This window comes from Microvirga sp. P5_D2 (genome assembly GCF_054049475.1).
In genome coordinates, this window is sequence record NZ_JBFUMH010000049.1 from 12,218 (window position 1) to 35,416 (window position 23,199).

At 63.1% G+C, this 23,199-nt stretch carries 22 protein-coding genes and 2 pseudogenes; 14 read left to right on the top strand and 10 right to left on the bottom strand.

The genetic code is table 11. The features are described from left to right. Window positions 1-52: 52 nt before the first annotated feature. The 5 genes from ACXJKO_RS14535 (at window position 53) to ACXJKO_RS14555 (ending at window position 5,378) form a co-directional block, all read left to right on the top strand. Window positions 53-730: an ABC transporter ATP-binding protein gene (locus tag ACXJKO_RS14535; RefSeq protein ID WP_457091802.1), complete on the top strand. Its 678-nt coding sequence runs from the start codon at window positions 53-55 to the stop codon at window positions 728-730. Continuing rightward, window positions 723-3,275 carry an FtsX-like permease family protein gene (locus tag ACXJKO_RS14540; RefSeq protein ID WP_457091803.1) on the top strand — a complete coding sequence of 851 codons (2,553 nt, stop codon included), beginning with the start codon at window positions 723-725 and terminating at the stop codon, window positions 3,273-3,275. The genes ACXJKO_RS14535 and ACXJKO_RS14540 overlap by 8 nt, the downstream gene beginning before the upstream one ends. Next, entirely contained in the window at window positions 3,275-4,351 is a 1,077-nt protein-coding gene (locus ACXJKO_RS14545; RefSeq protein ID WP_457091804.1) for a lipocalin-like domain-containing protein, read from the top strand. The genes ACXJKO_RS14540 and ACXJKO_RS14545 overlap by 1 nt, the downstream gene beginning before the upstream one ends. Before the next feature lie 225 nt (window positions 4,352-4,576). After that, entirely contained in the window at window positions 4,577-4,999 is a 423-nt protein-coding gene (locus tag ACXJKO_RS14550; RefSeq protein WP_457091805.1) for an ester cyclase, read from the top strand. Between the two features lie 79 nt (window positions 5,000-5,078). Then, on the top strand, window positions 5,079-5,378 hold the full coding sequence (locus ACXJKO_RS14555) for a hypothetical protein (RefSeq protein ID WP_457091806.1): 300 nt from the start codon (window positions 5,079-5,081) through the stop codon (window positions 5,376-5,378). Between the two features lie 353 nt (window positions 5,379-5,731). On the opposite strand, the gene ACXJKO_RS14560 is transcribed toward ACXJKO_RS14555, so the two are convergent. Further along, on the bottom strand, window positions 5,732-6,025 hold the full coding sequence (locus tag ACXJKO_RS14560) for a hypothetical protein (RefSeq protein ID WP_457091807.1): 294 nt from the start codon (window positions 6,023-6,025) through the stop codon (window positions 5,732-5,734). A gap of 55 nt (window positions 6,026-6,080) precedes the next feature. Between ACXJKO_RS14560 and ACXJKO_RS14565 the strand changes: the two genes are divergently transcribed. Next, window positions 6,081-6,431 carry a hypothetical protein gene (locus tag ACXJKO_RS14565; RefSeq protein WP_457091808.1) on the top strand — a complete coding sequence of 117 codons (351 nt, stop codon included), beginning with the start codon at window positions 6,081-6,083 and terminating at the stop codon, window positions 6,429-6,431. Window positions 6,432-6,939: 508 nt separating this feature from the next. Here ACXJKO_RS14565 and ACXJKO_RS14570 read toward each other — a convergent pair. The 3 genes from ACXJKO_RS14570 to ACXJKO_RS14580 form a co-directional block, all read right to left on the bottom strand. Then, window positions 6,940-8,397, bottom strand: a complete 1,458-nt coding sequence (locus ACXJKO_RS14570; RefSeq protein ID WP_457091809.1) for a DUF5939 domain-containing protein — start codon at window positions 8,395-8,397, stop codon at window positions 6,940-6,942. A gap of 7 nt (window positions 8,398-8,404) precedes the next feature. After that, window positions 8,405-9,181 (bottom strand): DUF2182 domain-containing protein, encoded by a 777-nt coding sequence (locus ACXJKO_RS14575; protein ID WP_457091810.1) that lies wholly within the window; start codon window positions 9,179-9,181, stop codon window positions 8,405-8,407. Window positions 9,182-9,306: 125 nt separating this feature from the next. After that, the gene (locus tag ACXJKO_RS14580; protein ID WP_457091811.1) at window positions 9,307-9,957 is read right to left on the bottom strand and encodes a DUF1326 domain-containing protein; all 651 of its coding nucleotides are present in this window, start codon (window positions 9,955-9,957) and stop codon (window positions 9,307-9,309) included. 287 nt (window positions 9,958-10,244) lie between these two features. On the opposite strand from ACXJKO_RS14580, the pseudogene ACXJKO_RS14585 reads away from it, so the two are divergent. The 4 genes and pseudogenes from ACXJKO_RS14585 to ACXJKO_RS14600 all read left to right on the top strand — a co-directional run bounded on the left by ACXJKO_RS14585 (window position 10,245) and on the right by ACXJKO_RS14600 (window position 14,979). After that, window positions 10,245-11,214: pseudogene (locus ACXJKO_RS14585) on the top strand (IS5 family transposase). 215 nt (window positions 11,215-11,429) lie between these two features. After that, on the top strand, window positions 11,430-11,645 hold the full coding sequence (locus ACXJKO_RS14590; RefSeq protein ID WP_457091812.1) for a DUF6894 family protein: 216 nt from the start codon (window positions 11,430-11,432) through the stop codon (window positions 11,643-11,645). Beyond that, complete coding sequence (locus ACXJKO_RS14595) at window positions 11,629-12,657, top strand: sensor histidine kinase (RefSeq protein WP_457091813.1); 1,029 nt, start codon at window positions 11,629-11,631, stop codon at window positions 12,655-12,657. The genes ACXJKO_RS14590 and ACXJKO_RS14595 overlap by 17 nt, the downstream gene beginning before the upstream one ends. A 348-nt stretch (window positions 12,658-13,005) precedes the next feature. After that, complete coding sequence (locus tag ACXJKO_RS14600; protein ID WP_457091814.1) at window positions 13,006-14,979, top strand: PAS domain-containing protein; 1,974 nt, start codon at window positions 13,006-13,008, stop codon at window positions 14,977-14,979. A gap of 48 nt (window positions 14,980-15,027) precedes the next feature. Here the strand turns inward: ACXJKO_RS14600 and ACXJKO_RS14605 are convergent, their stop codons facing one another. The 3 genes from ACXJKO_RS14605 to ACXJKO_RS14615 all read right to left on the bottom strand — a co-directional run bounded on the left by ACXJKO_RS14605 (window position 15,028) and on the right by ACXJKO_RS14615 (window position 17,467). Then, window positions 15,028-15,378, bottom strand: coding sequence for a DUF6894 family protein (locus tag ACXJKO_RS14605; protein ID WP_457091815.1), 351 nt, complete (start codon window positions 15,376-15,378; stop codon window positions 15,028-15,030). A 174-nt stretch (window positions 15,379-15,552) separates the two neighbouring features. Next, window positions 15,553-16,548: a phasin family protein gene (locus ACXJKO_RS14610; protein ID WP_457091816.1), complete on the bottom strand. Its 996-nt coding sequence runs from the start codon at window positions 16,546-16,548 to the stop codon at window positions 15,553-15,555. 655 nt (window positions 16,549-17,203) lie between these two features. Next, window positions 17,204-17,467, bottom strand: a complete 264-nt coding sequence (locus tag ACXJKO_RS14615) for a hypothetical protein (protein ID WP_457091817.1) — start codon at window positions 17,465-17,467, stop codon at window positions 17,204-17,206. Between the two features lie 215 nt (window positions 17,468-17,682). On the opposite strand from ACXJKO_RS14615, the gene ACXJKO_RS14620 reads away from it, so the two are divergent. Beyond that, window positions 17,683-18,651, top strand: coding sequence for an IS5 family transposase (locus ACXJKO_RS14620; RefSeq protein WP_457091818.1), 969 nt, complete (start codon window positions 17,683-17,685; stop codon window positions 18,649-18,651). Here the strand turns inward: ACXJKO_RS14620 and ACXJKO_RS14625 are convergent. After that, entirely contained in the window at window positions 18,644-18,841 is a 198-nt protein-coding gene (locus ACXJKO_RS14625) for a hypothetical protein (RefSeq protein ID WP_457091819.1), read from the bottom strand. The two genes, ACXJKO_RS14620 and ACXJKO_RS14625, sit on opposite strands and share 8 nt — an antisense overlap. Before the next feature lie 428 nt (window positions 18,842-19,269). Here ACXJKO_RS14625 and ACXJKO_RS14630 point away from each other — a divergent pair, with 428 nt between their 5' ends. Then, the gene (locus ACXJKO_RS14630) at window positions 19,270-20,178 is read left to right on the top strand and encodes a recombinase family protein (RefSeq protein ID WP_457091820.1); all 909 of its coding nucleotides are present in this window, start codon (window positions 19,270-19,272) and stop codon (window positions 20,176-20,178) included. 71 nt (window positions 20,179-20,249) lie between these two features. Continuing rightward, entirely contained in the window at window positions 20,250-20,873 is a 624-nt protein-coding gene (locus tag ACXJKO_RS14635) for a hypothetical protein (RefSeq protein WP_457091821.1), read from the top strand. A 79-nt stretch (window positions 20,874-20,952) separates the two neighbouring features. Here the strand turns inward: ACXJKO_RS14635 and accD are convergent. Next, window positions 20,953-21,898, bottom strand: a pseudogene (gene accD / locus ACXJKO_RS14640) (acetyl-CoA carboxylase, carboxyltransferase subunit beta). Window positions 21,899-22,083: 185 nt separating this feature from the next. On the opposite strand from accD, the gene ACXJKO_RS14645 reads away from it, so the two are divergent. Then, the gene (locus tag ACXJKO_RS14645; RefSeq protein WP_457091822.1) at window positions 22,084-22,962 is read left to right on the top strand and encodes an integrase; all 879 of its coding nucleotides are present in this window, start codon (window positions 22,084-22,086) and stop codon (window positions 22,960-22,962) included. A gap of 4 nt (window positions 22,963-22,966) precedes the next feature. Here ACXJKO_RS14645 and ACXJKO_RS14650 read toward each other — a convergent pair. Then, window positions 22,967-23,199, bottom strand: a 233-nt coding sequence (locus tag ACXJKO_RS14650) for a transposase (protein WP_457091823.1), incomplete at its 5' end; no start/stop codon positions are given.

Sequence of the window (23,199 nt, forward strand, 5' to 3'; positions counted from 1 at the left end):
AGTTGACGATGCCCGCTTTATTGCTTCGAGCCAAAGCCCTATTCTGGTGACGATGCGTGAGCCCGTTCTCCGACTGACCTCGCTCGCCAAGGTGCTCCCCGGCGGACGCCGGCTGTTCGGCGGACTCGCGCTGACGCTCGAAGCAGGCGAGCATGTTGCGATCCGGGGTGAATCGGGCGCGGGAAAGTCGACCTTGCTCAACATCATCGCGGGGCTCGACACCGCGGATTCGGGGGAGGTCATGGTGGCCGGAACCGATCTGGTGCGGCTGGACGAGGTTGGGAGGACCGCGCTTCGTCGCGATGCGATCGGCTTCGTGTTCCAGGCCTTCCACATCCTGCCGCACCTCGATCTCGTGCGGAACGTCGCCTTCCCACTCATCCTTCAGAAACAACCGCGTACCGTGGCGCTGGTGCGCGCCGGCGAAATGCTCGCTGCAGTCGGGCTCGGCGACCGATTGTCCAGCTATCCCCGCGAGCTTTCGGGCGGCGAGCTGCAGCGTGTTGCGATCGCGCGAGCGCTGGTGCATGCACCAGCGCTGATCCTCGCCGACGAGCCGACAGGCAATCTCGACCCTGACACCGCGGCACACATCATCGCGCTGCTCGGCCGGACGGTGAGAGAGCGCGGCGCGGCGATGCTGCTCGTTACGCACTCGCCGCTGGCCGCGGCGACGGCCGACCGGCAGCTCATGCTCACGCCGCATGGCCTGGTGCCGGCCGATGGCTGAAACGCGCGCGATCGCCTGGCGCTGGCTGATCGTCGGTGAACTGCGCGCCTTTCCGATGCGCTTTGTGCTGGCCGGTCTCGCCATCGCAATTGGCGTCGCGCTCGCCTTTGCGGTCCATGTCATCAATCGGTCGGCCGCCGAATCCTTCGGGCAGGCGGTGCGCAGTGCCGCCGGCGGTGCCGATCTGCAGGTGCGCGGTGCGAGCGCGCTTGGCTTTGACGAGGGACTCTATCCCACACTGATGGCGCTCGGCGTGATCGCGGACGCGAGCCCCGTCGTGCAGATGCGCGCGACGGTCGGGGAACGGGCGCACCCGATCCCGCTTCTGGGGCTCGACATGTTTCGCACGCTGACGGTTTCGCCCAGCCTGGTCATCCGACCTCAGATCGCACACACGGGCGCCGGACCGCGGTCGATAGACCTCGCCGCCGTGCTCGATCAGGACGCGCTCTACCTATCGCGCGACGCCATGACCCAGACGGGCTTCGACTTCGGCGACCGGGTCGAAGTGCGTGCGAATGGCCGGACGCACGACTTCGTCGTTGCGGGGGACCTGCCGGGCGTGGCGCCAGGGCAGGGCATAGCAGTCATCGACATCGCGTCGGCGCAATGGCGCTTCGGACGGCTCGGCACGCTCGATCGTGTCGACCTGAAGCTCAAGCCCGGGACCGCCCTTGCCGACGCCAAGGCGCAGCTCGCGTCCGTCCTGCCCGCCAGCGCGCAGCTCAGCGATGGCGAGACTGAGAGCCGCCGCGGCGACGCGCTCTCGCGCGCCTATCGCGTCAACCTCGACATGCTCGCACTGGTCGCGCTGCTGACCGGCGGATTCCTCGTCTATTCTGCGCAATCACTCGCGGTGACGCGGCGGCTGCGCCAGTTCGCGCTGCTCCGCACGCTCGGCCTGCAGGAACGCGCGCTCGCCAGCCAGCTCCTCGCCGAGGGCGCGGCACTGGGTGGTATCGGCGCGCTGATTGGCCTGGTGGGAGGCTATGCGATCGCGGGGGTTGCTCTGCGCCTGCTCGGCGGCGATCTCGGCGCGGGCTATTTCGACGGCGCGACGACGACGCTCGATTTCACGCCCGAAGCGGCGGTGCTCTTCTTCGGCTTTGGCATCGCGACCGCACTGGCCGGAAGCTACGCGCCCGCCCGACGCGCCGCACGGATCGCGCCCGCGCTGGCGCTCAAGGATGCAGGCGATCAGGTCGACCCACGCAAGCCGCCCAGTATCGTCCCGGCCGTGATACTGATCGGGGCCGGGTCCGTGTGCGCCTTTCTCCCGGCAGTGAACCGGCTTCCGGTCTTCGGCTATCTTGCGGTCGGGCTTGTGCTTGCCGGCGGGGTAGCTGCGATGCCTTGGCTTGCGCGCCTGCTGCTGCGGCCGCTGGGACACGCGAAGCTGCGCGTCCCCGCCTTCGAGATGGCGCTTCACCGCCTTCTCGGCGCGCCCGGCCAGGCCTCGATCGCCCTCGGCGGTATCGTCGCAAGCACCGGGCTGATGATCGCGATGGCGGTGATGGTCACCAGCTTCCGGGGCTCAGTTGACGACTGGCTGAAGAGTTTCCTCAGCGCCGATCTCTATGTCGCCGCGGCGTCGAACGAGCCAATGTTCGACGCCGAAACGCAGCGCCGCCTCGCCGCAACGCCGGGGGTTGCGGACATCGCCTTCAGCAAGGGCTTGGCCGTCACGCTCGATCCGGAGCTTCCCCCCGCGCTGCTCATCGTTCGCCCAGTTACGGGGCCTGGCTACTCGCTACCGTTAATCCAGCGGGCGCCACGGTCGGGGGACGGTATCGCGCTCTGGCTGTCCGAGCCCGCGGCGCGACTTTACGGCGCGCAGCCTGGTGACACTTTCGCACTGCCGATCGGCGCGGGCGGCGCCAAGGTGATGGGCCATGTGGCGGGGATCTGGCGTGACTATGCCCGGCAGCAGGGCGCCATTGTGATCGACACGCGCGATTACACTGCGATCACCGGCGATGCCGTCCGCAGCGAGGCCGCTGTCGAGCTCGTGCCGGGCGCCTCGGTTGCGGCAGCGCGGGCGGCGATCCTGGCGCAACTGCCGCCCGATATGACCCGGCGCGTGGATTTCGCCGAACCCGCCGCCCTGCGCGGACGCGCGCTCCGGTTGTTCGACCGGAGCTTCGCGATCACCTATGCGCTCGAGGCGATCGCGATCCTGATCGGCCTGGCCGGGGTCGCCGCCTCCTTCTCGGCGCAGACGGTCGCACGCATCAAGGAATTCGGGATGATGCGCCATGTCGGGATGGGCAAGGGCCAGATCGTCACGATGCTCGCCATTGAGGGCGCACTCCTCGGGTTKGTCGGTATGGCGGCGGGCAGCGCCGTCGGGATCGCGCTCAGCCAGATCCTAATCCATGTGATCAACCCGCAATCGTTCAACTGGACGATGACGACACGCATTCCCTGGGGACTGATCTTCKGCGTTGCGACCGCGCTGATTGGCACCGCGGCCGCCACCGCGATGATCGCCGGGCGCCAGGCGGTGTCGCGCGACGCAGTTCGTGCTGTAAGCGAGGACTGGTGATGAAGACGCGGCTCGCGATCACGATGCTCCTGCTCGCCGCCGGCTGGGCCGTGCCTGTGGCGAGCCCGCAGCCCACCTATCCCGTCGTTACGCCGGGCGCAGAATTCCGCTTCCCGCGTGATCATGGCGCGCATCCGGACTATCGCACCGAATGGTGGTATTTCACCGGCTGGCTTGATGCCCCCGATGGCCGGCCGATCGGGTTCCAGATCACCTTCTTCCGTTCGCGCCCCGGGATCGCTCCCGACAACCCGAGCGCCTTTGCGCCGCGCCAGATCATCTTCGCGCACGCGGCACTGTCCGACCCCGCCAGGGGCAGGTTGATCCATGATCAGCGTATTGCGCGGCAGGGCCTCGGGATCGCGGAGGCATACGAGGGCGATGCCCGGATCGTGTTGCTCGATTGGCAGTTCGACCGGCGCGCCGAAGGCGTCTTCCACGCCATAGCGCGCGCGCGGGATTTTACGCTTGATCTCTCTTTTACCCCGACCCAACCTGCGATGCTCAACGGCGACAGGGGCTATAGCCGCAAGGGCCCGCGCCCCGAGCAGGCGAGCTATTACTACTCGATGCCGCAGCTGGCGGTTGTCGGCAGCGTGGTCCGTGACGGGAAACGGGCGGCGGTGACGGGCCGCGCCTGGCTCGACCGCGAATGGTCGTCGAGTTATCTCCCGCCCGACGCCGTCGGCTGGGACTGGACCGGCGTCAATTTCGATGACGGTGCTGCGTTGATGGCCTTCCAGGTCCGGGGCCGCGACGGGCAGGCCGTTCATGCCGGCGGCACGCTCCGCCGAGCCGACGGAACGCAGCTGCTGCTCACGCCCGAGGACGTGCGCTTCGTACCCCGACGGCGCTGGCACTCGCCTCAAACTGGCGCGGCCTACCCTGTCGAGGCCGATTTCGAGATCCGCCTCCCCGAAGGTACGCGCCGCATCCGCCTCACGCCCCTTTTCGATGCGCAAGAACTGGACGGGCGCGCCACGGGAATGCCCAGCTATTGGGAGGGACTGGTCTCCACACCTGGCGGACGGGGCTACCTGGAACTCACCGGATATGCTGGATCGCTTGGCCTTTGATCTCGTCCCTATCTGAGCTGCTTTTCCACCCGGGCGGGAAGGCGTATCCTGTTCACATCAGTTGAAGTCTCGCGTTGGACCTTGGCTCCCGACGAGCCGCCTTTGATCGATGCTTTGTCGACATCGCTCCTGAATTGGGTGGGTGCGTACCCCGAGGGAGGAGCACATGGACAGCCAGACTTAGCTACGGGGATGCAATCTAGGCAGTGGGGAGGAGCACGGACGATGGCGGCAGACCAGCACGAGGCGTTGATCCGCGCCTACATCGACGAGGTCTTCAACGGGCACCGTGTGGACGCCCTGGACAAGTACTGGGATGACGAGCTGACATCGCACTGGCTGGGCATGGAGACGATCCACGGCCTACCTGCCTGGCGCGCGGCGATGGAAGGCTTTTTCGGCGCCTTTCCGGACGCCGCCTACACCCTGGATGACATGTTCTTCGCCGGCGACCGAGGCGTCTGGCGTGGCCGCTGGCAGGCGACCCAGCAGGGCGAATGGCAAGGGATTGCCGCGTCCGGCCGCAACGTGACGTGGACTGTCATCATCATCGGCCGCTTCGCCGACGGCAAGCTGAGAGAGGACTGGGTCGAGCTGGACCGGCTCGGCCTCTTCCAGCAGCTCGGATGCATTCCGACCGGGTCGTAGGGGCCTGTCGCAAACTCGTGGCGTTGACCGCCCGTTGCGGATGCGGGCCGCATTTGCGCCTCCGAACCGGAGGTGGCCCATGATCCTCAATGCCCTTGTCGAGCAGGTGAAGCGCCGGTCCAAGGACGACATCAAAGACGAGACTGCCGAAACCCATTGGATGCACCCTTCGAGACGGGACTACCAGTCTCCTGTCAGGGGTATCCGTAGATCTGCGAGCGAACATCCGAAAATGACGCTGTGGACGGCTCGCACCAAACAGCACATCTTGGAAGAACCACTTTGGTCTGTTCATGAGGCGGTGAGCGGATCTTCATTTCATTTGCTATTCGTTACTCTTTGCCCCGGAGTAACCTCCAGCAGTCAGCAGGCGCTCTGATCAGAGTATCCTAACAGGCTGCTTGCATCGCGCGGTGCGCTTAGCCCGTTGGCAAGAGACGGGGACGGGAGCCGGTGTCAAAGGCGACAGACGTGAAGACTGCTGTGGTCACCTTGATCTGCTCGTCTCCATCGCAGGAGCGGCGCCAGGTTTTCACCTGAAACCTCATCAACGCTCGCTCCGTCGAGATTAGCTTTGCCACCGATGTGTTGGACGCATCTCGTGGGAAGGAGCACGATCTTCCGTCTGGCCTGGAGTTCTTGAGGCGGACCTGATTCGCCGTCGCCCTTTTTGTGCGAGCGAACCGAACGGCCACGCCGTCATTGTCATCGCGGAGGAACGCGGTTCCTCGGTTACGGCCGGCTTGCGGCCCCAGCAGATGAAAGAATGGCAATGGCTCGAACCAAAAGAGACGACACTTCCCAACCCAGCAGGAGCCGGAAAACGCCGGAGAAGTCCGTGTCGAAGTCCGCCTCCCGGTCTGCCACGAAGAAGCAGACTGGCGCTTCCAAGCGTGCCCAGCCCAAAGCGATGGCGGGCTCCCGGTCTGCAACGAAGTCCCAGGCTGTTCCCGCGAAGTCCCGTTCCTCCGCAGGATCGCGCACGGCAGCACGTTCATCCTCCGGCACATCGCGATCGCGTTCCACGACGCAGGCCCGCTCCGCGTCCCGCTCACGGTCTCAAGGCAGCCTGCTGAACCTGATGGCATGGCTCTCGAGCCTGGAGACAACGCTCACCTCCCCACAGGCGCGCGCCGTGATGGCCGAGGCTCTCAGGGCCGTCGCAAACGTGCTTGAAAAGCCGCAAAGCAGCGAGCAGGGCCAAAGCGGCGGAACACGAGAAGGCCGGAATGCCGTGTCGGCCGCAGGAAGTCTCGGCGCCGAGATCGTCGCGGCTCCGCTGGAGGTCGCCGCGGCTGCCATTGGTGCCGCAGGTGAGGTCGTGACGACCGCACTTGGCGGGTCGCCAGGCAAAGACGATGACCACGGCGCCGGTCGGAAGGGCGGCCGGCGGACCTCCTCGCGGAGGAAATCATCGGCGCACGGCGACTAGCCAACCTCATGACCTGACGATCGGACGGACCGCTCGGCATTACCAGGGAAAGTAAAAGGGCCGCCTCGTCGTAGGCGGCCTTCTCATCATCGGAGGTGCTAAGGCGTTATCAGGCCGCCTTGGCGACAGGAGCCGGTCCGGCCTCGTCCATGGCGCGCATGTATGTTAATCAGCATCGAATGGTGACCCTCGAGCCGACTRCCATCAAATGCATGGCTTTTCTGGCAAATTCATAGCGTCGGCGAGGTCATTATCGGCGCCGATAATGACCTCGCCGGATTTCTGTCTTGTGTCGCTAAACCAAGGCGTTGCGCTTCCCTTGCGAGGGGTCACAGCTTCGGTGCCGATTCACCCTGAGAAGGTCCGAAAGGCACACCTCACCTCAAACCCAACTTCAACAGGGCAGGCTTCATCGCTGTCCCAGCCCGTCTGGATGCCGACTTTATCAACGCAATCGGCACGTTCCGGAAGTAGGTCGTATTTCCGCGAAGCGGCGAAGAGCAGACGTTTACACAGCCGAAGAATTCGCGGAACGGATCCGGAAGACCGGGATATGCTGATGGACCCCCTTCAGCTGGGCCATCTCTTGCTCCATAGCAAAGGGCGCCAGAATGTCTTTGACGCCCGGCGCGCTCAGAACTTCACCCGTCAGACAGATCTCCTTTGCGTCCGACAGGCTCTGAACGCGGGCTGCGATGTTGACCGTTTGACCGAAGTAGTCGAGGCGCTCGTTCAGCGTAACCGCAATGGCCGCTCCCCTGTGAATGCCGACCTTGAGAATGACCTCCCGGCTTGGCAAGCGGCTATTGAACGCTTCCAAGTCCTGCAGCATCGCAAGTGCAGCCCGGACGGCATCCGCCGGCTCGACGAAAGCCGCCATGACAGCATCGCCGATGGTCTTGATGATCGCACCACCATGCCGGACCGTGACATCTCGCAATCGCTCGAAGTGCTGCTGGACCAGCGACAGGGCGTTGAGATCGCCGATCCGATCATAGAGGTCGGTCGAGCCTTTCAGGTCGGTGAAGAGTAGTGTGATGTCGCGGACGCCGATCCCCTCGACCGCCCGGATCGCTTCCGAGCGGAATAGGTCCCGGAAGGTCTGAGTCGCCAGCAGGCGGCTGCCTGATAGGTTGGACAGGAAGTCGAGCTCGGGAATCGCCAGGATCGGCAGGTCCTTGGCGGGGACAGCGGAGATGCCGAGAAACCCTTGCTGACCTGTGTCATTCTCGATCTCAAACACAATCCGGCCCGGTGCCATGGTGCCTACGGCTGGCTCGCAGCGGGTGCCCAGGTAGCGGATGCGGGCGATTTGAGGTGACGTGGCCGGTTCGCCTTCAACCCGGAAGTCAAAACCGGCATCAGTGTCGGGTCCCCACGCATGCAGAAGCCCTTCATTGGCGTCGACCTCGAGCTGGGTCATTCCTGGCGGCAGGTAGCTGACAGCGGAGGTCCAGGACCTGAGCATCTGGACAAAAGGTGTTCCGTCGGGCAGCAGTCCCTCGTCCGTCAGTTTGTAGGCGAAGGCAAAGTCTTGAGCCGAAAGGGTCTCGGGCCTGTGGAATGCGATCGACCTGATCTGCGGCGAGACCGTGAAGGTGACCGCGATGTAGTCGTCGAGCGCGGCCTCCAGATCGGCCCGGCACATGGCACAGTGGAACTGATTGCGCACCCCCTTGAGGCTGCCAAAGCTCTCGACCACGCAGGAACAGGCTGAGCAGAGCAGCAGCCAGTCCATCTCGAAGAGGCCCAGAAACGTTCCGTGCAGGAACAGATCTATGGCTTCGGCCTCGGCGATGTTTTTCTCGACGGCGAACCGGATCGGATTGATGCGGAACAGGGCGGCGTCATCGGCCGCCCGGATGTGGCTCTCCAGCTTGGAGACTACGCGTGGGCTCCAAGCGCGAGCTGCCTCCAAGGCAGCGAGGCGCTCGTCCAGGATCTGTTCGTGAACCAGCGCTTCCATTGCGCACCTATCCTGGCCCGCTGCCGACGGCCGCGGCAAGCCATGGCATCAAAGCGGCGCCGCTACCAACAGCCACCCCGAGGATGAGCAGCGCAAGGCCGATGCCCGCCGCTGCCCGCTGGCCCAGCGGCAGCAGCTTTTCGATGGCGACCACAAGCGTCAGCAGCAGCATCCAGGCCACGCTCATCAGGCCAGCGGCAACCAAAACAGCGAACAGGGCCCAGCAACAGCCAAGACAATAAACGCCGTGCCGAAGGCCCATCCGGAGAGCACCGAAGCGACCATCGCGCCAGTGCAGAGCCACAAACGCCAAGGGTGAGCGGCAATGGGCAAGGCACGTACGCTTGAGCGGGGTGAACTGATACAGCCCGGCGCCGACCAGAACGGCCCCGAGGGCGAGAGGCGCCCAACGCTCCCGCTCGGCGCTGGACAGGTGGGCGACAAACGAGCTGCCGGCTTGGACAAGGATGTAGACAAGCAGGCCTGCAGCCAGCCAGACCAGCAGGTATCCGGCAATGAAGATCCAGGTCGGGATGGCCATGGTCCGGGTTCGCCGCGCTTGGGCGGCCGCGAAGGTCAGCACCATTGGTGTCATGGCGGGAAGCATCATCGCCGCCATCATCACGGTCCACATTGCCACAAACGCAACCGCTTCCTGCAGCGACCAGCCGACTACTGGCATGCCCGTCATCGCCATCTCGCTCATGCCATCCATGGCCGAGCCGCTAGGTACTACGATGCCCGGCGGCTCGGTCATGTCGAAGGCTTGATACAGAGTCAGCACCCAAGCTCCCGCCGTCAGGACGCCGAGCGACAGCAGCAGGGACAACCGTGCCCGTGCCGGAGAAACCGTTAGGTGCGGCCTTACAAGTTGGCCGGTTCTGCTGGAAGTCCGCACCGGCACACCTCTCAAGGCGAGACAGGATCCGGTCCGGCCCAGTCAAACGGAATGTGCTTGCTCGACCGGCTGTCGCCGGACCATTGGAAGCCGAATCCCTCTGTGCGCACATCGACTGATCGGCCCCAGGTGGCGACTTGCCCGGGTCCGACCTCAGATCCCGGCGGATTGAGCATCTGGACCCGCTGACCCGGCGGTGTCGTCGGCCCGGTCAGGGCCTCCGCTCGCCCGACGACCCGGTTTGGGATCTCGGCTCGCCAGAAGGCAAGGTCGTCCGCGACTTCAAAGGTGATGGGGACGAATTCGATGCCTCGGAATTCTCCGACCAGAGCGGCAAACTGGGCAGGCCATCCGCCGGCTTCACCGGCAAAAATCCGCTGCAGGGCCTCGCGCTGTCGCCCGTCGGCACTTTCATCGATGAAGAGGCCCATTGCCACAGTCGCGTCGCCAGCCCAAACGTTGCCCTCAAAGGCGGCAAGGGCGAGCAGGTTCAGATCGTCGAGCCGGATCTCGCCAAAATGACCTTGCCGGACATGCCATGCCAGCATGCCTTGGCAGGCGTTGTTCGTCGGGGCTTGGGCGAACTCACAGGGGCAGGGGATATCGCAGCTGCAGATGTCGAACCAGTCGCCAGCGAGACGCCATTCAGGGACCGTTGCCATTGGATGTCCCTCCGTAAAGATGAAATCTTACTCTGATCTGCGGCGGTGAGCGTACGGCTTGGCACTAATGAAACCACAAACCATTACGCGAAGGCACAACCAGATCGGGCCACTTCAAAATACTACCATCCGGCAAACCCAACAATGGGGACCAAACCCGCAACCGCCTTTCTCTCAGGCGGGTTCACTTGGCAGTTATCCGACGCCTTGTTGCATGAATGAGCAAGTTGGTAACCGGGATCGGGTAACGTAGAGGCTTGTTCGGCTTCTGACCAAATGTCTCCACCATTCCCTTCAAGGCCAATGCCGCGCGCCGTCACCACATTCCCAAGCAGCGATACCGGGTGACGAACTGGGCCGAGTATGACGCTGCCCTGCGCCAGCGCGGAAGCCTGACGGTCTGGTTTTCTGAGGAAGCAATCGCCGCTTGGCGGGCCGAGCCGCGGACGACACGCGGTGGTCAGCCGCACTACTCGGCCCTGGCGATCCGGACAGCCTTGACGCTGCGGGCGGTGTTCCGGTTGGCGCTGCGTCAGACGGAAGGCTTGATCGGCTCGATCCCCCCAACTCCTGGGCCTGGATCTGGCGGTGCCCGATCACTCAACCCTGAGCCGGCGGGCCGAAACGCTGGAGGTGCCAAGACCATGTTCGAGGTCAGGAGGACCTGTTCATCTGCTGGTGGACAGCACGGGCCTGCGGCTGTGCGGACCCGGCGAGTGGCTGGTCGAAAAACATGGTACTCGGAGACGCCGGTCCTGGCGCAAGCTGCATATTGGCGTAGACGCCGAGACCGGACAGATCCTCGCATCAGAGCTGACCACCAGCGATGTCGATGATGCTTCGCAGGTCGACCCCTTGCTCGACCAGATCACGGCTCCTCTTGCCTCCTTCATCGGCGACGGAGCCTACGATCAGACTGGCATTTACGACACTATCGCCAAGCAGCATCCTGATGCGGACGTGATCGTCCCGCCACGCTCAACGGCGGTGCCGAGTGAGATGATAAAGAGCGCTCCGTCCCAGCGCGATCGGCATCTGCAAAGTATCGCGGAGCATGGACGCATGGGCTGGCAAAGGAGGTCCGGGTACACGCGTCGAGCCTTGGTGGAGGCCGCCATCAGCCGGCTTAAACGGGTGATTGGAAACGCCTTACGCTCGCGGACGGAACAGCGCTGCGCCACTGAGGTCGCCATTGCAGTTCAGGCCTTGAACCAGATGCTTGAGCTGGGACGCCCGAAGTCCGTCCGCATCGCTTAAACACAGACGTGGGGTGGGTGGAGTGCGTTCCCCAACCGATCCGTGCAACACAACCGCTCTCTGGTCTGACTTGAGCTTGGCCGACCTGGGTTTTTTTAAGATCCGGCTTCTTCAGGGGCTCTCTGACCGGCTCCATCATCGAACCAGTGATCGGGCCTTGAGGTTGTAGTCATGAACTACCCGCCACTCCGCCTCATGAACGAGGAGGAATGCCAATGCCCCGCCATGATTTCCACCTGAGCTCCAAGGATCGGCTCATCTGGGACAGGGAAGGGGTCGATCTGCCCGACCCCATGACCGCTAACGGCGCGGCCGACAAGGGCGCGGCGGAACTCTGTGGCGGCCTGCTGCATGAAAGCAAAGCGGGCTGCTGCTGGACCGTGGCGGTCACGGACGAGGGAGACGAGCTCGTCCATGTCACATCGCTCTGAGGCCGCCAACAAACCCCAGGCGAGTGACGCCCTGCTACGGGCCGAGCTGGCGGATCTGCGCGCCTTGTTCCAGCAGGCCCCCGGCTACATGGCGGTCCTGCGGGGCGATGACCATGTCTTTGCCCTGGTCAACGATGCCTTCCGGCATCTTGTCGGGGATCGCGACCTCATCGGCAAGCCGGTGCGCGAGGCGGTGCCGGAACTCACCGGGCAGGGCTTCTTCGAGCTGCTCGACGAGGTCTACACCACCGAAAAGCCCTTTGTGGGCCACCAGATGCCGATGACGCTGCAGCGGCAGCCGGAGGGGCCGGCCGAGGAGATCTTCCTCGACTTCGTCTACCAGCCGATCATCGGAGCAGATGGGAAGGTCTCCGGCATCTTCATCGAGGGCAGCGATGTCACGGCACGAGTGCGTGCCGCCGAGTACCAGCAGCTGCTGCTCAATGAGCTCAACCACCGGGTCAAGAACACGCTGGCGACGGTGCAAGCCATCGTCTCACAGACGCTGCGGAATGCCCCCACTCCGCCTGAGGCGCGGGCCCTGATCGAGCAACGCATGATCGCGCTGTCCCGCGCCCATGATGTGCTCACCCAGGAGAAATGGGAGGGTGCGGACCTGCACGCGATCATTGACCAGGCGCTGGCGCCATTCCGAGAGAGCGGCAACGACCGCTTCCGGGTGTGGGGACCGGCGCTCCGGCTGTCGCCGCGCATGGCGCTCGATCTGGCCATGGCGCTGCACGAACTGGCCACCAATGCCGTCAAGTACGGTGCCCTATCGAATGCCTCTGGCACGGTTGACCTCACGTGGGAGGTGGATGTCGGCAGCACGCCGCCGCGCCTCAAGCTGCGCTGGCAGGAGCACGGTGGTCCGCCGGTTGAGGCGCCTAGCCGCCGCGGCTTTGGCACCCGGCTGATCGAGCGCAGCCTGGCGCAGGACTTGGGCGGAGAAGCCCGGATCGAGTTCGCCCGGACGGGTGTCATCTGCACGGTCGACACTCCGATCGCGTAAGTTCAGGGTCCTGGTGCACGTTGGACACGGAGCGATACCGGGGAGCATAAGGTTCTGTGGGGCAGCCCGTGAGAGTCTCCTCCGGGCAACCGACGGTCAGGCCCGATCAGCGGCAGTATAATGAGGACCAAGATGGTAGGCGATATTGTTGCCCCACAATTCCTTATGCTCTCCAAACAGCGTTCTTTTCTCAGCGTCTGTCGCGACCTGCCGTGATTTCTGCGACGGACGTGGTATTCCTGTTGGTCCCGACGAGGCAGCGGCCGGACCATGCCGCTGCTCCATACTCGGTTGAGAAACCTATTCCCTAGGGGTGATYACTCCGGCAGCAGACAAAGGGAGCCGCAGGTGAACGCTTCCGATTTCCTGACGGGCACGGGCGCGATGGGCGCTCGCATCAGAGATCATGACTGGTCCGCCTCGCCGCTGGGTCCTCTCAAGACGTGGCCGCAGGTGTTGCGCCTTACCTTGAGCCTCGTGCTGCAATCCAAGTTCCCGGCCTTTGTTGTGTGGGGACTGGAGCTCATCAGCCTCTACAACGATGCCTACCGGCCCCTCTTGGGCTCCAAGCCCGAGGCGTTGGGGCGACCGGCGGATCAGGTCTGGCCTGAGGCTTGGGAGATCATTGGGCCGGTTGTAGCGGGCGCACTGCGCGGTGAGGCGAGCTACTTCGAGGATTGGCCTGTCACGTTGCAGCGCAAGGGCTATCCGGAAGAGACTTGGTGGACCTTCTCGTACAGTCCGATCCGCGACGAGGCTGGTGAAATTCGGGGCATGCTCGCGATCTCGCAGGAGACAACCAACCGGGTGCTCACCGAGCAGCGTCTCCGCTTCCTGGTTGATCTGAAGGGCCGCCTGCGCAGCTTGTATGATCCGCGTGAGGTCATGACCACCGCGGCAGAGATGCTCGGCCAGCACCTGAGGGCAAGCCGCGTCGGGTACGTGGAAATCGACCCGACCGGCGAGACCATGGTGGCCGAGCGGGATTGGACAGCTCACGGGATCCTCAGCTTTGCCGGCCAATACCGCCTTGCGGACTTTGGCTTGCCGGTCGTCGACGAGTTGAGGACCGGACGCACCATCCGCCTCGACGATGTTTCAGCCGATCCACGCACTGCGGAGGCATCCATCGCGGCGGAGTTCATCCGCACCGGCAAGCAGGCCACCATCATCGTGCCGCTCATCAAACAGGACCAGCTTGCGGCCTGCCTCTATGTTCATCAGGCCGAGCCCCGGCATTGGCGCGATGTCGATGTGAAGCTGGCCGAGGATGTGGCCGAACGCACCTGGACGGCAGTCCTGCGGGCGCGGGCGGAAACGGCCCTGAGGGAAAGCGAGGAGCGCTTCCGGCAGTTCGCCGAACACTCCTCGACCGCGCTCTGGATCCTGAACCTTGAGACGCGGCGGCTGGAATACCTTAGCCCGGCTTACGAGGTGATCTGGGGCGAGCCGGTGGATGTGGCGCTGAGCGAGCCTGACCATTGGGTCAAGACCCTTCATCCTGACGACCATGACCAAGCCATCACCGCCATCGAGCGGGCCTCACGCGGCGAGGAAGGAACGCACGAGTACCACATCATCCGACCTGATGGTGGCGTGCGCTGGATCCGGGATCGGTTCTTCCCCATCCGGGACGAGTACGGGCAGGTGCGGCAGGCCGGCGGTGTCGCTGAGGACCTGACGCAGCACGAAGGCTCCATGGTCTACGTGGTCGATGGGGATGATGTCTCGCGGCGAGAGCTCTGCCTGCGGCTCCAGGGTGCCGGGTATCAGGTCAAAGACTTTGCCTCGGCCCAGGCTTTTGTCGAGGTCGCACCAGTGCTGGTGCCTGGCTGCGTGGTGCTTGACACGCGAGCCCCGGAAGCCGGAGGGCTGATGCTCCCGAAGGAGATGAAGGCGCGCCGGGCCGGGCTGCCGGTGATCGTGCTTGGAGAGGCCGATGGGGATGTGAGCGTGGGCGTCCAGGCCATGAAGGCAGGCGCGGTCGATTTCCTCAACGTGCCCTACCCTTTGGAACAGTTGCTGGACGCGCTCGCGGCTGCCCAAGCGAGCATCCGTGAAACAGCGGAGCGTAGTCAGGCGGCCGAACTCGCCGCAGCGACCATCGCGGCCTTGCCGCCGCGCGAGCGGGAGGTGCTTGACGGGCTGCTTGTGGGAGGCACCAACAAGATGATTGCACGCGACCTTGGGCTCAGCCCACGCACGGTCGAGGCACATCGGGCCCGCATCATGGAGCGGCTGGGGGCTCAAAGCCTGCCCGAGCTGGTGCAGATTGCGGTTGCGGCAGGCTTGCAGCCCAAACCGCAGGATAGGCAAGGCTGACCACGCAGGTGATAAGAAACGGCCCCGCTCCGCATCTCTTCCGCATCTCTAATGCGGCCGGACCGCGTCCGAGAATGGAATACAGAGGATTGTTTCGCCGGATCCGTCAGCGATCTCGATGACCGCATCTCGCCCCAGGTCATCCACTTCGTCTACGAGCTCCCGTGCCACTTTCTGAGCTTCTGCAAAGGCTGCATCCAGGTCGGGCAGCTCTGTGCCGTCCGGATCCACCTCGAGCTTGTCTCCGTTTCGGATATGGAGATAGTACAGAGGCATCATGGCAATAAACCTGCTCTGGATGAGGAGTATAGGTCCCAGGTCACCTCTGCCCAGCCTTTGTGGGAGGAAGCAGAAGACAACTGGATTGCACCAAACATCAGCAAAGGGCCAGAGCGGCACAATTCGCGATCCATGATCCTGCGGTGCAAGAGGGAATCCGAGATCCGCTAGCCCGACACCAGATAGCAGATTGAGCCGACGGATGAGGTTGGGGGCATCTCACGGTGACCTCTGGACGCTCATAGACGCTCCCGACCGGTGAGCCGGGAGCGTTCCAATCGAAACGAGAGATGCTCAGGCCGCGCGGTTGAGGCGCTGCGCCGTTTTGTCAGCCTGCACGGTCACGGTTTTGGCGGCTTCATCTGCCATCTGGAGCATGAGTTCGGCGATGCGCCGGCTATTCTCAACTGTCTGCTCCAAGTTGTCGCGCAGCAGCGAACTCTGCACCTCAGCAAGGTCGGGCATTGACCGGCAGCGGGCAAGAGCTTGCAAGCCGTCGAGGTTGCGTTGTAAGCGCTGCTGGCTACGGGCGACCACCTCACGCGACACGTCTTGCAGGCCGCGCGCCAAGGCAGAGCTAGACTGTGCCGCCACCCGCAGGTTGTGTACCGCCTCTTCGCTCAGCCCCAGTGCATCAGCGTCGGCGCGGCCAAAGATCTGCAAGCCTTGTCCGGTCGTGCGACGGGTCAGTTCTGCGAACGCGCCGAAGCTGGTCTCCACCGCCTCCTGCATGGCCTGAGCCATCGTTTGGGCACTGTCGACGCCGACCCGCAGCGTGTCGGCCACGTCCTCCGTCACCCGCTGCACGGCTTCGACCTGCTCACGAGCCCGTCGGTTGTCAGTGCGCTTACTATCATCAATGCTTGCCATTTCATCCTCCACTGTCTCGGCTATGGCGTTGGCTTCCTCATCACTCAGCACCTTGAGCACGGCGGGAAGCAGCTCTTTTCTGTCGTCCCGAATGTGCTGCTGGAAAATGGGCCTCAGCTCAGCCACTTTGCCGAGGAACTCACTGCTGTTCTTCGGCATGGCCTCGAGTTTCGCCAGAAGCGCATTCATTTGCTCATTGTCATTGCTGGCCTCCTGCAGGAGATCGTCCATCCCGCGCCGTCTCAGCACCGGGAAGAGATGCTCTGTCTGCAAGGAGGCTAGAAGTTCCAGTTCCTCCTTTAGATCAGTGAACAGGCGCGCACGCGTTTTGATCGCGCTATCGGACGTCGCGAGAAGCTTTTCAAACAGCTCGTTCGCTTTGTCCGGTGGTGTTTGGCTGAACCGTTTGTTGGCAGACATCGTTTCTCCCTGGCAGTAGAAGGGGTGGAGTAGGTGATTGAAACTAGACTACGTGAAGTGACGTCAGCCGCAGGTTGAGCGGCACGAACTCATAAAAACGGGAAGGGTACTCGCGTGGCCGCCCCTGTTGACTTCTACATCGGCGATACAACGCGCCGACCACCCTGAGGCGCCCCCAGATTCTTACTATGTTCGTCGTTCAATCAGTAAGCTTGGCAGTGTCCCACCGGCTGTGTGCGACTATATCGGTTTAGCTCACCCGTCTTGAGAGAGATGTTGGAGTTCTAGCCGATATTTGTGCGCCCTCTGGAGTGCCTCGGTGGCGCGCCGCTCATGGAACGAGCGCTGGAACTCGGTGTGAGCCTGTCGCGCATAGGCGATGTGCGTCTGGGCAGCAGTCTCACAGGCTCTGATCAGGGAGTCTATTTCTTTACACGACTCGATCATTGTTATTCCTTCCGGTTTCGAATGGTGAATGATGCTCGCGACCCCGCCTGTGCCCGATGAAGGAGGCTTATGCGGCTTAGCTGCAGTTGCAAAGCCGCCTAGTGCCAGCCTCCTGAGCGCCAGGTCACAAAGAGGGGAACGCGCCTCCAAAAAGCAAAGTAGTCGTGCTCAAACATTCCCAAGCTCCTCCCCTGCTCAATTGACACCTTTAGGCAGCGAACGACTGGCGGTGCTGTTGCCGTCGCAGGGTTTCCAGGAGATCCACATACGGCTGGCGCTTCTCCCGATGAGCGACTCTGATCTTGCCCTCGAGGTGCTCTTTCAGCTTTGGGTCGAGAGCTCTTGTCTGCACGTTTTCCAGTTCAATCTTGGCAGCAAAGTCGATGTCGCCAAGCGTATGGAGAACCTCTCGCATCATGGCGTCGAGGCTCGGCGAGTACATGCGATACGTCTGGTGGGATTTGTTGGGCATGGTTTCCTCTTGTCGTTCTTGCTTCTTGGCCAAGAGATGGCGGAATTAACTTAGATTAACAAGCGCAGAGCGGTGGGTAGGATTACGACGGATCTTTACGTACTCGGGGTCGGAACAAGAACTGTTCCCAAAGACGTTGGTGCGTAATTCGGCCTGAGGTGTCGCGCGAAGATCGGGGTGAGGTATAGAGGCAGTCCTTCGAAGCGGAGAGCTGCATGCCGTACAAGGTCAATCAAGAGCGCCGCCACAGAATCCCAAAGGCCCGCTACCACGTGAAGAATTGGCGCGACTACGATGCGGCACTGCGTCGGCGGGGCGACCTGACGGTGTGGGTGACGGCTGAAGCACTTGAGGCATGGACGCCGGCAAACACGGGCCGGCGTGGTCGACCACAGCGATACTCTGAGATGGTCGTCGAAACGGGCCTGATGCTGCGGCTGGCTTTTGGACGGCCCTGGCGCCAGACCGAAGGCATGCTGGCCTCGATCCTGCGTCTGCTCGGCTTGGACCTCCCGGTTCCGGATCACACCACCTTCTCGCGCCGCAGCGTCGACCTGACCGTCGCCAAGGCGGTGAGAACAGCAACCGGTCCAGTGAATGTGGTGATCGACTCCACCGGCCTGAAGGTATTTGGTGCCGGCGAATGGCAGCGCGAGAAGCATGGCGGCAAGGGGCGCCGAACCTGGCGCAAGCTCCACCTGGCTGTTGATCCCGACACCGGCGAGATCCTTGCTTCAGAGCTGACAACCACGGAAGACGGCGATGCCTCACAGGTCGGTCCACTGCTTAATCAGATCTCCGGCCCAATCGCTTCGGTCACGGCTGATGGCGCGTACGATGGCGATCCCGTCTGCCGCACCGTCGCCGAGCGGGATCCTGCCGCTGCGGTGATCATTCCACCGCGATCAACAGCAGTACCGAGCAACACGGCCGAGACGACGCCTACGCCGCGGGATCGGCACCTCCGGATGATCCAGGAGCGTGGTCGGCGCGGCTGGCAAAAGGCGGTGAACTACGGCCGTCGGTCATTGGGCGAGGTGGCGATGATGCGCTACAAGACCGTGATCGGGCACCGTCTCCACGCCCGAACTCTGCCGACGCAAAGGGCCGAAGCCGCGGCGGGCTGCAAGGTCATCAACATCATGACCCGCCTCGGCATGCCGGTATCACAGCGTATCACCTGAGCCCCGCCGCAGGCACGCGAGCGGTCTGCCTCTGAATTACGCACCAAAGTCTGCGCAGGTTGCTGTTGTCGAGGCGGAACTGCTCGACCTCTTGCTCCAGTCTCTCGATCTTGCCGGCCAGATCCGAGATCAGCTCGCGCAGGGCCGTCGAGGACAGGGGCTTGCTGGAACCACCGGGCGGCCATGTCATGCCGGGATTGAATCATGAATGCCCGAAGGGAGGAATCCCTCGCCCCCTAAAATGCCCCGATTGCCTCGAAAGCCACGCCTGCCCCCCAGTCGCTAAGTTATTGATTGCAGAAGTTATAGCTTGGCAGAGAGAAGTGAAGCAAGGGTTGACTACGTCGTGGAGTCAGGAAATCCAGCGCTGCATCAAGCAGCGTTCGCGTGTGGTCGGGAACGCAGCTGCGAGCGAGCAGATGGGAACTGCCAACCCGAGCATTGAAAGCGTTCAATGGCGGCAAAAGCCTTTGTTTTTAAGCCATTTTAGTGGATTCGAAGGAAGCCCTCCTCTCTCGATCAGGTTAACAAACTGACTTGAGAAACGTTTGCAAACGATCCTTTTCTCGTGATCGCGAAGTATGTACAAAGAGCCGAAATCTCATCAGAAATTGACCCATGGCTCCCTCCCCTACTCGGCAACGCCTGATCGGTTACGCCCGCGTCTCGACCGAGGAGCAGACAACAGACGCTCAGCTCGACGAACTCAAGGCTGCAGGCTGCGAGGTCATCCATCAGGAACACGGATCCGGCGCCTCCCGAACTCGGCCAGTTCTCTCTCGGCTCATCCGCGAGATCTCGAAGGGCGAAGTCCTCGTGGTCGTTCGGCTCGATCGTTTGGCCCGGTCGGTTAGCCATCTGCTCGAAGTGATCGAGACGCTTGAGGAGAAAGGTGCCCACTTCAAATCCCTCAGGGATCCGATCGACAYGTCGACCCCGCAAGGCATGTTCTCTCTGCAGGTCCTGGGCGCCGTCGCTCAGCTGGAGCGATCGCTCGTCTCGGAGCGCACGAAGGCTGGCGTGAAGGCGGCAGTGGCTAAGGGGAAGAGGCCTGGGAACCCCGGCTTGCGTGAGAGACGGCCGGAGGCAATCCGTAAGACCGCCCTCGCCCGCGATCGCGTCTATGTGGGCGACCTTTTGACGGCGGCCAATTCCTTCCTTCCTGTTGTCCGTCAGATGCGGCCGGATCATAGCTGGCGAGATGTCGTGCAGGTGCTGAATGCACGAGGCCAGCGGTGGACAGATCAAAGCCTCCGGAGGGCAGTCAAGCGATTGGTCGCCGAGCGGATGGCTGAACCGGAGTTGTTACGGAAAGCCGGAAGGCGACCTCCGGACGATCGCATCATGACCTTGATTGCCGGCATTGCGATCTCTAACCCGACCCTTACCCTGCGTGAGATCGGCGCTCAGCTGGAAGGGATGCGAGAGCGGACGCCACGAGGCGGGAGAGAATGGAAGGCCAGCTCGGTCAAATTCCAACTCGACCGGGCCCGCAAAATGGGCCTCGCAGTCCCTGACATCCAGTGATCGCGATGCTGTCACCAGGTTTTGCGTTCGATGTGCGACACTTGGATAGCTTGTGCCACCCTTGGTAGATCATGATGACCTGCCAGCAGGTTGCGGACAAGTCGCCGATAAGTCAAATTGACCTACAAGCCTCGGATTCGATAGCCGCGACGGCACTTCCGCCGGAGCCATTTCACCAGAGCTTCGAGCGCCCTGCCCTGATCCTCGTGGACTTCTACACGTTTGCGGCGAGGCTTCCCGATACCGCCCTACTCGCCGACCCATGCCGCTTAAGGATGCTGCCTGCTCCCATTCGCTCACCACGTCTCGCCCGGGTCCTCAAACTCCATCAGCTCGCCGCCAATCCGAGCGAGGGCATCATCAAGAGGCGACTCGCCTTTGCCGGCGCCTTTTGGCCGGAGCCCCCTCCCCTGCCCTCGGACGAGCCTGCGCTTCACGAGCCGCGTAGCCTCTACCGCGAGATAGGCCAGTTCCTGATCCGGCATGCCATCCAGGAGCTCGTCGAGTTGCCTTCGCGCCGAGCTTGCCCAACGACACTGGCTCTGGCGCCTGTGTCTCCTCACGCACCGGCCTCGGCGGGGAGGTCCGGCGGACCGGTTTGTCAGGTGGCGGAGTGTCCCGAGCAGGTCCCCCTGTCGCTCATCGCGAACCGTGTTTCGCGCCATGCCACCTCCAGCCTGTTTTCCTCTCGTTAACCATACTGGCCGCCACGCCTTCGTCCTTCAACCCAACGGTGACGGTCCTGATGGTTTCGCGAAAGAATGGCCCCTCACCCTACAAAGGGTTGCTCTGTTCAGCGGAGGGCGCCGGTCGGTCAGCTTCATGAAGATCCGACCCATTATCCACCATGGTATCGGGTGTCATCTCGACCCCATGAGCAGGCAGTCGCATAAGAAGGCGGCACAGGCGCGCCAATGTCGAACGCAGATCATGGCGGTGGACCACCATGTCGACCATGCCGTGTTCCTTCAGGAATTCGGCCCTCTGGACCGTCGGGCAAGTGCTCGCGGATCGTCTGCTCGATCACCCGAGGGCCGGCAAAACCAATCAGAGCTCCTGGCTCGGTCATATGGACATCACCCAGCATCGCATAAGAAGCCGTCACCCCGCCCGTGGTCGGATTGGTGAGAACCACGATATAGAGTAGCTTTCTCTCGCGTAGCCGCTGGATCAGAACCGTGGTGCGCGCCATCTGTATGAGGGACAGGATGCCCTCCTGCATTCGGGCTCCACCTGAGGCGGTGAACGCCACATAGGGAGTGGCCCGCTCGATCGCCGTTTCGGCGCCTCTGATGAACGCCTCCCCTGCCGCCACCCCGAGCGAGCCGCCGATGAAATCGGGGTCGTGGGCTGCCACAGTCATCGGCAGGCCTTCGACAGTTCCTGTGCCGACTTTGATGGCATCCGCCAATCCGGTTTTCGTGCGGGCCTCTTTCAGCCGGTCAGTGTAGCGCTTGGTGTCCTGGAACTTCATCGGGTCGGATTCCAACTCTGGGACGGGTACGTTCGTCCACTGGCCCTCGTCGAAGGTCAGCCTCAGGCGCTAGATCGCCGACAGGCGCATGTGGTGGCCAGAGCCTGGGATCACCCATTGGTTGGCCTCGACGCCCTTTTGGAACACTACTTGCCCGGAATCCGGGCACTTGATCCAGAGGTTATCAGGCGCATCCCGCTTGAACAGGGTTTTGATCTTTGGCGCGACATCGGTAATCCAGCTCACGCGGTGTTCCTTCCCTATCTGCCGGCGCGGCACAGACCACGGGAATGCAGCAGGAGTGCGACGCCGAACTGGTCGCCCCCTCTCTGGCGGCTCAGTCATAGTTCACAAATCAGAGGGGTTCAGCCATAGCCCGGCCAGGGCAGATCCGAAGATGGCACTGCCTAATGAGGGGACAAAGAGCGTTGGTGAGTCCAGCAATACAGCTCAATCGGGCAAGAGAACTCGACGCCATGGCGGCCGTTCTTCCGATTGCGGCGGCTGATCGCTATGCTGCGGTGCTGACCGACGCCGATGTCGCCACCCTGAAGCATCTTGCCGATACCGGGATAGGCGCCAACACGCTGCGCGCCCTCGCCTCTGATCATGCCTATCTCGAGGCTTTGTGCCGCGACGCAACCGGAGGCCCGCTCCCATGGCCGGCCGATCCCGAGCTCGTCCAGAAGTTCGTTGCCCACCACATGTGGGATCCGGATCAGAGGGCCATCGATGCGGCTCACGGCATGCTCGACGACGTTGCCGAAGACCACTGGGATCGGAGTATCCTCAAGGTCAAAGGGCCCCGTGCTCTCAAGACGGTCTCCCGGCGGCTCTCCAACTGGTCGACCCTGCACCAGTGGAAAGGCGTTGAACCGCGGTTCGAGCATCATGGCATCAGGAAGTCTCTACGTCTCGCCATGAAAGCGTCGGGACATGACCCACTGCGCAAGAGCCGCAAGCCCGTCACCCGCGATATTCTCGACCGACTCTTGGCCGCCTGCAGCGGTTCCAAAGCTATTGACCTCCGCGATCGGGCCATCCTCCCGTTCGCGGCCGGCGGCCGGCGGCGCAGTGAGGTGGCGACCCTGAGGCACTCCCAGATCAGCGCGGCCGATCCCATTAAGCTGCGGCCAGCGGACCCCACATCGCCAACGGCGCCCTGTGTTCGCATTGCTCTCAGCCGGACGAAAACCACCACGGCAGGGCAGGGTGCCTTCGTGTTTGCTGCGGGCCGTGCGGCTATTGCCCTTCACGAATGGATGCAGGCCGCCAACATCACCTCCGGGCCGATCTTCAGAGGCTGGTGAGCAATTATCTTTCCTTTCGCGTGAGGCGGCGCAGCAGGATGCGGCTCATGGCGAGATAGAGCAGCATCTCGCCGGTCTCGATCAGGCGTTCGTAGTCCTTGGCGAGCCGCCGGTTGGTGGTGAGCCAACCGATGGTCCGCTCGACAACCCACCTGCGCGCGAGCACCTGGAAACCGCTCGGGCGCGTCGGCGGCTCTGCGTCAGCCCGCATCCAGGTTCCGCCGCTCCACCAATGCT